A 6,941-nucleotide genomic window follows, 5' to 3' on the forward strand; every position below is an offset into this window, starting at 1 on the left:
GCATATGGATTTAGGGACTCAGAATACTTTTTTCTGAAAATCAAGGCGGCCTTCCCCGGAAAGCCGCGATGAACCAATAGATGGGCCGTGACGTGCGATCCATCCGATGTTGCTCGACATGGATAGCCAATGCCGTCACCACCGCCAGTGGTGAAGTCTCACCCTCTTCGTGACACGCGCCTTTGGCAAGCAGACAGGTCAGCTCCCTAGCTCGCTCGGCTGACAGCAGGTAATAGATCCCCCTGATCAGGGGCATGGCCGCCTGACCTGATAACAGTCTTGAGTTCATAGCGCCTCAGTGACGATCCCGTTTGAAGTGGGTGGTTTTATGACCGACGGTGACAACCTCACCGTCTTGCAGGACCAGATAGTGACGGCGCAGCCGCTGGCAACATTCCGCTGGCAATCCACATCCGGCTTGCAGCATAGTCAATCCTTTGCGGTCGAGATAAACCAGCTCGCGCCCCTGGTGATAAGCAGAACGCCCGATGCTCAGCAGCAGCTCCACCAGCTCGGGAGCAATACCGCGCTGCTGCATCCGACACGCGGCGTGATGGCTGTATGCACTGTCCAGCTTACCGTTCATGACATGGTCATTTGGCGCTCATTTCGATGGACTCATTATATGTAGCCTGTACACTCATGCCAATACTGGTTACATATGTATGGAGATGGTATTCACCTGACAGTTGCCCACAAAAGGGAGTGGTCATACAGCTTCAAACCGGATAACAAAACGGTACCCCTACCGTGTTATCCGGAGTCACCGTATGACCACCAACGAAAAAGTAGCACGTCGCAAACTCAGCCTGCTAGAGCTCGCCAAAGAGCTCAATAACGTCAGCAAAGCCTGCAAGCTCATCGGCTACAGCCGTCAGCAGTTCTACGAAATTCGCCGTAATTACCAGACCTATGGCGCCGAGGGCTTGCTTGATAAACTGCCCGGCTGTAAAGGGGCTCATCCCAATCGGGTTGCGCCCGAGATTGAACAGGCCATCCTCGATTACTCCCTCAACAGGCCTACTCACGGCCCGCTGCGGGTCGCGCAAGAACTGGCTCTGCAAGGGAAGGTGCGAATAAGTCATATTGTATGGAGATGGTATTCACCTGACAGTTGCCCACAAAAGGGAGTGGTCATACGGCTTCAAACCGGATAACAAGTCGGTACCCCTACCGTGTTATCCGGAGTCACCGTATGACCACCAACGAGAAAGTAGCACGTCGCAAACTCAGCCTGCTAGAGCTCGCCAAAGAGCTCAATAACGTCAGCAAAGCCTGCAAGCTCATCGGCTACAGCCGTCAGCAGTTCTACGAGATTCGCCGTAACTACCAGACCTATGGCGCCGAGGGCTTGCTCGACAAACTCCCCGGCTGTAAAGGCGCTCATCCCAACCGGGTCGCTCCCGAGATTGAGCAAACCATCCTCGATTACTCTCTCACCAGACCAACCCATGGCCCGCTGCGGGTCGCGCAAGAACTGGCTCTGCAAGGCATCAACGTCAGTGCGGGCGGTGTGCGTGGCGTGTGGCAACGTCACGACTTGCTCTCCAAGCATGACCGCTTGTTGCGCCTCGAGAAAACACATAGGGAACAGACAATTGAGCTCAATGACGAGCAGATCCGCCTGCTCGAGCGCTTCAGCCCCGAGTTTCGCGAACGCCAAATTGAGGTTCACTACACCGGGGAACTGGTGGCGGTCGACACCTTCTTCGTCGGTGCACTCAAGGGGGTAGGCAAGGTGTATCTGCAAACCGTGCTGGACTGCTACAGCCGCCACGCCTGGGGACGGCTCTACACCAGCAAGCTGCCGGTGACCTCGGTTCATGTGCTCAATGAAACGGTACTGCCGTTCTTCGAAGCCCATGAGGCGCGGGTCTATACCATCCTGTCAGATAACGGGCGCGAGTTCTGTGGGCGCCCAGACCATCATCCCTACGAGCTGTTTCTGCAACTGGAGGGAATTGAACACCGGACAACCAAGGTACGCAGGCCGCAGAGCAACGGTTTTATCGAGCGACTGCATCGCACACTGCTGGATGAACACTTCCGTATCAAGGGGAGAACGACCTGGTATGAGTCGGTAGAACAGATGCAGACAGACCTGGATAGCTACCTGGAACACTACAACACCCAGCGGCCACATCAGGGCAGGATGATGGAGGGTCAGACCCCCTACAGCATGTTCAAGAAGGGTCTGAAATTGATACCGAAGGAAGTGCGCACTAAAGTAGCGTAAACAAGACACCGGTTTGAGGCCGGTGTCAGGTGATAACTAGGGAAGGTGCGAATAAGTCATATGGCACGAGAGCATTTACTGGTAACCCATTGATATTAAATGACTAAAATTTTCATTTTTTGTTCGTGGGATACTTGTTCGCACTTTCCCTAGATCTGTACAGTCATATGGCACGAGAGCATTTACTGGTAACCGATTGATATTAAATGACTAAAATTTTCATTTTTTGTTCTTGGGATACTTGTTCGCACTTTCCCTTGTAGAATTACTGTCAATCAGCGTCCAACATTGACCAGGGTTAACACGCTGATTTCAGCCTCTGTTTGAATTGTTTCCTATCTCTATGGTTTCACAGTGATGGGTGATCCTGTCCAGAATCGCCGTCGTCATCTTCTCATCCGCAAACATCTTCCTCTAATCGCCGAATGTTAGGTTGGTCGTCAGGATCAGACTGATCCGTTCGTACAGCTTGCTGATCAGGTGGAACAGCAGAGCCCCGCCACTTTCGGCAAACTGCAGATATCCCAACTCGTCCAGGATCACCGTGCCCACATTGACCAGCCAGTTAGCCCGCTTTACCTGCCACCTTCTCCAACTCCAGTTGGTTCGCCAGCGTAGAACTGCACTCGCTTTTCCTTGCGCACAGCATTGCGCCCCAAGTTATGACCAGCTGTGCCACTCCCGCCGATCAGCAGCAGGTTGCGTTTGTGTGCAAGGAAGTAATCCCGGTCCAGCACTGACAGATGTGCCGGGTTGACCGGAGATTTGCTGGTATCGAATCTGTCCAGATCCCTGGCCATCGGAAACTTGGCGATACCCACCTGATAGTGGATAGACCGGGATGGGCGAGGTACTTCGGTAATCCCCCCATTTTTTGGAGCACTCAAAAGTAGAGGTCATGCGGCCTGTGCCAAGCGCTGTTTCGGCGTGTAGCCGCCCAGCGCCATATTGGGCCGCTCATGGTTATAAACCCACAGCCAGTTCGTGGCAAATTCCTGTAACTCATTCAGTGACTCAAACAGGTAATGGCCCAACCAGTCGTAACGCACAGTGCGGTTAAATCGCTCTATGTAGGCATTCTGCTGCGGGTTGCCTGGCTGGATATACCTCAGCGCAATCCTCTTCTGCTGCGCCCATTGCTTGAGCTCTTCGCTGATGTATTCCGGACCATTATCACAGCGGATTGCGGCTGGTTTGCCCCGCCACTCGATGACCTGCTCCAGCACCCGTTTGACTCGCGAGGCAGGCAAGGAAAAATCCACCTCGATGCACAGTGCTTCGCGATTGAAGTCATCGATCACATTAAACAACCGCACCGAACGACCATCGCTGAGCTGGTCATGCATAAAGTCCATCGACCAACAGTGATTCGGTTGGTCAGGGACTGCCAACGGCTCCGGCTTGGCGCGTACTAGCCGCTTCTTGGGTTTTATCCGCAGATTGAGCTCTAGCGCCCGATAGATCCGGTAGACCCGCTTGTGGTTCCAGCCAAAGCCTTTGACGTTACGCAGGTACAGGAAGCACAGTCCGAAACCCCAGTTGCGCTGGTTGGCGGTGAGGCGCAGTAGCCAGTCGGCAATCTCCTGGTTTTCATCAGCCAGCACGGGCTGATAACGGTAGCAACCCTCGCTCACCTTGAACACCTGGCAAGCCAGACGGATAGAAATGGCGTAATGAGCCACAGCCTTGGTCGCCATCTCCCTGCGGGCAGATGGCGTCACCACTTTTTTGCCATCGCCTCGGAGATGATCTCAGCCTTTAGGCGCTCCTCGGCATACATCTTCTTAAGGCGACGATTTTCCTCTTCCAGCTCTTTGAGGCGCGCCATGAGAGAGGCATCCATGCCACCGAATTTGGAGCGCCACTTGTAGAAGGTGGCGGAGCTGATGCCATGCTCACGGCAGAGCTCAGGGACGGGTGAACCAGACTCGGCCTGCTTGAGGATGGCGATGATCTGTGTGTATGGAGATGGTATTCACCTGACAGTTGCCCACAAAAGGGAGTGGTCATACGGCTTCAAACCGGATAACAAAACGGTACCCCTACCGTGTTATCCGGAGTCACCGTATGACCACCAACGAGAAAGTAGCACGTCGCAAACTCAGCCTGCTAGAGCTCGCCAAAGAGCTCAATAATGTCAGCAAAGCCTGCAAGCTCATCGGCTACAGCCGTCAGCAGTTCTACGAAATTCGCCGTAACTACCAGACCTATGGCGCCGAGGGATTGCTCGACAAATTGCCCGGGTGTAAAGGGGCTCATCCCAATCGGGTCGCTCCTGAGATTGAACAGGCCATCCTCGATTACTCCCTCACCAGACCAACTCATGGCCCGCTGCGGGTCGCCCAAGAACTGGCTCTGCAAGGCATCAATGTCAGTGCGGGTGGTGTGCGTGGCGTGTGGCAACGTCACGACTTGCTCTCCAAACACGACCGCTTGTTGCGCCTCGAGAAAACCCACCGGGAGCAGACCATTGAGCTCAATGACGAGCAGATCCGCCTGTTAGAACGCTTCAGCCCCGAGTTTCGCGAACGCCAGATTGAGGTCCACTACACCGGAGAACTGGTGGCGGTTGACACCTTCTTCGTCGGCGCGCTCAAGGGGGTTGGCAAGGTGTATCTGCAAACCGTGCTGGACTGCTACAGTCGCCATGCCTGGGGACGGCTCTACACCAGCAAGCTGCCGGTGACCTCGGTTCATGTGCTCAATGAAACGGTACTGCCGTTCTTCGAAGCCCATGAGGCTCGGGTCTATACCATCCTGTCAGATAACGGGCGCGAGTTCTGTGGGCGCCCAGACCATCATCCCTACGAGCTGTTTCTGCAACTGGAGGGAATTGAACACCGGACAACCAAGGTACGCAGGCCGCAGAGCAACGGTTTTATCGAGCGACTGCATCGCACACTGCTGGATGAACACTTCCGTATCAAGGGGAGAACGACCTGGTATGAGTCGGTAGAACAGATGCAGACAGACCTGGATAGCTACCTGGAACACTACAACACCCAGCGGCCACATCAGGGCAGGATGATGGAGGGTCAGACCCCCTACAGCATGTTCAAGAAGGGTCTGAAATTGATACCGAAGGAAGTGCGCACTAAAGTAGCGTAAACAAGACACCGGTTTGAGGCCGGTGTCAGGTGATAACTAGATCTGTACAATCTGTGCATCGCTAAAGCGTGATGTTTTCATGTAGAACCTCCTGCGTTCAAGATACGAGAAAATTCTACTTATGAGCACCTCAGTTTTTCGGGGGGATTACCAATGTTGGGAGTGTATCCGAACTCATTTCAAGTGTACGTACTCATCGCTCGGTTGAACAAACCCATAGACCAGCTTGCACACAAGTTTATGTTTTTACATATATTCAACTATCATTGCTTTCAAATATTTCCCTTTAAAACCCCTTGACCTTGCCGCAGTGGTAAGGTTTATTTTTACAGCCTGTAATGTGGACAAAGTAATGCTAAATAAGCGATTGCCTACGAGATTGATAGCTCAGCTAACGCTGGTGCTGTTGCTCGTCTGCAATCTGACATTCTGCGTTTCAGTCTTCACCGCTATGTTCGAAACTCCTGCTGTTATGTCCTCCTGCCACAATCAAGGGGACGAGATGTCGGATGGAAGTGGTAGTGATTGCTCCCTTTCGACTGGACTCGCCGGTTCCTTAGCTCAGTTGGCTGCAGGCCTACCTTGGTTGTTGTCTCCCCTGTTGTTTTGCTTAAGCCTCTTTGCACCGATCCTATGGGGCGGTGCTATTTTTCGTTGGTGTTTCCGTCGCGAAAGAGGCTCACCTCCTCCATCTTGGCCAAGGCTTCACTTGGAGTTATGCGTTCTGCGTAATTGATTTCTCTTTTGCCCCGATAACTGCCAGTTCCGTACTGGCACATCTTCGTTTTCGTGCAAGAGAGTTATTATGTCATCTCACAAGCTTCACCCCTTGAAGGGTATTTTACTGGTCGCAGCTTTGGCTAGTAGCGCAGGTATTGGCTACTGGTTGGCCAGCGGTCGAGTTTCCGCCCCAGTCGAAAAACAACCCCTCTATTGGGTCAATCCCATGGACCCCTCTGACAAACGGCCTGGCCCTGCCAAAGACAACATGGGGATGGATTTCATCCCGGTCTATGAGGAGAGCCAGGCAGGATCACCAGGTACCGTCACCATCAGCCCTGAAATCCAGCAGAACATGGGGGTTCGTCTAACCGAAATCACCCAGGCTCCCTGGCAACAGAGTATCGAGACGGTAGGCTACGTGGGTTACGACGAAGAACGTCTCGAAACTGTCACTTCGCGCATGAGCGGTTGGATTCGCCGCTTACATGTCAAGAGCGAGGGAGAGGCGATCAGCGCCGGAGAACCCCTCTATGACCTTTACTCTCCTGACTTGGTTAATGCTCAAAAGGAGTTCCTGTTAGCGCTTAGCAGCGACAGCCAATCCATCATCCGTGCTGGCGAAAACAAGTTGCTCGCCCTTGATGTACCCCAATCCCAGATCGATCAGATCCGCCGTAGCCGCAAGGTGCAAGAGACTATCCGCATCCATTCTCCACGCAGCGGCTACCTCTACGACCTCAAGGTGCGTGAGGGGCAATACATAGACCCGGCTAACCCGCTAGTCACTATCGCCTCCTTAGGGAAGGTGCGAATAAGCGGGGAAATTCTTCTCGGCTGACTCAGTCATTTCATTTTTTCAGTTTGAGCCGATCTT

General features: G+C 53.4%; 5 protein-coding genes and 3 pseudogenes. 4 read left to right on the forward strand and 4 right to left on the reverse strand.

The features are described 5' to 3' along the window. Nucleotides 1-295: 295 nt before the first annotated feature. Entirely contained in the window at nt 296-586 is a 291-nt protein-coding gene (locus PG896_RS20095; protein ID WP_109113170.1) for a DUF4258 domain-containing protein, read from the reverse strand. Nucleotides 587-770: 184 nt separating this feature from the next. Here PG896_RS20095 and PG896_RS20100 point away from each other — a divergent pair. Both PG896_RS20100 and PG896_RS20105 read left to right on the forward strand, forming a co-directional pair. After that, a pseudogene (locus PG896_RS20100) lies at nt 771-1,074 on the forward strand (helix-turn-helix domain-containing protein); the annotation flags it as partial. A 121-nt stretch (nt 1,075-1,195) separates the two neighbouring features. Then, nucleotides 1,196-2,236: an IS481-like element ISAs19 family transposase gene (locus tag PG896_RS20105; RefSeq protein WP_216986963.1), complete on the forward strand. Its 1,041-nt coding sequence runs from the start codon at nt 1,196-1,198 to the stop codon at nt 2,234-2,236. 312 nt (nt 2,237-2,548) lie between these two features. Here the strand turns inward: PG896_RS20105 and PG896_RS20110 are convergent. The 3 genes and pseudogenes from PG896_RS20110 to PG896_RS20115 form a co-directional block, all read right to left on the reverse strand. Beyond that, a pseudogene (locus PG896_RS20110) lies at nt 2,549-2,800 on the reverse strand (ATP-binding protein); the annotation flags it as partial. Between the two features lie 11 nt (nt 2,801-2,811). Next, nucleotides 2,812-3,123, reverse strand: coding sequence for an ATP-binding protein (locus tag PG896_RS21265; RefSeq protein ID WP_442866203.1), 312 nt, complete (start codon nt 3,121-3,123; stop codon nt 2,812-2,814). A 9-nt stretch (nt 3,124-3,132) separates the two neighbouring features. Then, nucleotides 3,133-4,211 (reverse strand): IS3-like element ISAs22 family transposase gene (locus PG896_RS20115; protein ID WP_270836141.1). Its coding sequence is split into 2 segments (ribosomal slippage): nt 3,133-3,971 and nt 3,971-4,211, totalling 1,080 coding nucleotides; the frame shifts between segments, so codons are not numbered across the junction. Between the two features lie 92 nt (nt 4,212-4,303). Here PG896_RS20115 and PG896_RS20120 point away from each other — a divergent pair. Together PG896_RS20120 and PG896_RS20125 are read left to right on the forward strand one after the other, a co-directional pair. Continuing rightward, complete coding sequence (locus tag PG896_RS20120) at nt 4,304-5,344, forward strand: IS481-like element ISAs19 family transposase (RefSeq protein ID WP_042864152.1); 1,041 nt, start codon at nt 4,304-4,306, stop codon at nt 5,342-5,344. 805 nt (nt 5,345-6,149) lie between these two features. Next, a pseudogene (locus tag PG896_RS20125) lies at nt 6,150-6,893 on the forward strand (efflux RND transporter periplasmic adaptor subunit); the annotation flags it as partial. Nucleotides 6,894-6,941: the final 48 nt, after the last annotated feature.

Source organism: Aeromonas sp. QDB30 (assembly GCF_027707645.1).
GTDB lineage: Bacteria > Pseudomonadota > Gammaproteobacteria > Enterobacterales > Aeromonadaceae > Aeromonas > Aeromonas caviae.

Bases quoted from the DNA above. Each gene is read 5' to 3' on its own strand.
- PG896_RS20095 (WP_109113170.1), bottom strand. From the start codon at position 586: ATGAACGGTAAGCTGGACAGTGCATACAGCCATCACGCCGCGTGTCGG.
- PG896_RS20120 (WP_042864152.1), top strand. From the start codon at position 4,304: ATGACCACCAACGAGAAAGTAGCACGTCGCAAACTCAGCCTGCTAGAG.
- PG896_RS20105 (WP_216986963.1), top strand. From the start codon at position 1,196: ATGACCACCAACGAGAAAGTAGCACGTCGCAAACTCAGCCTGCTAGAG.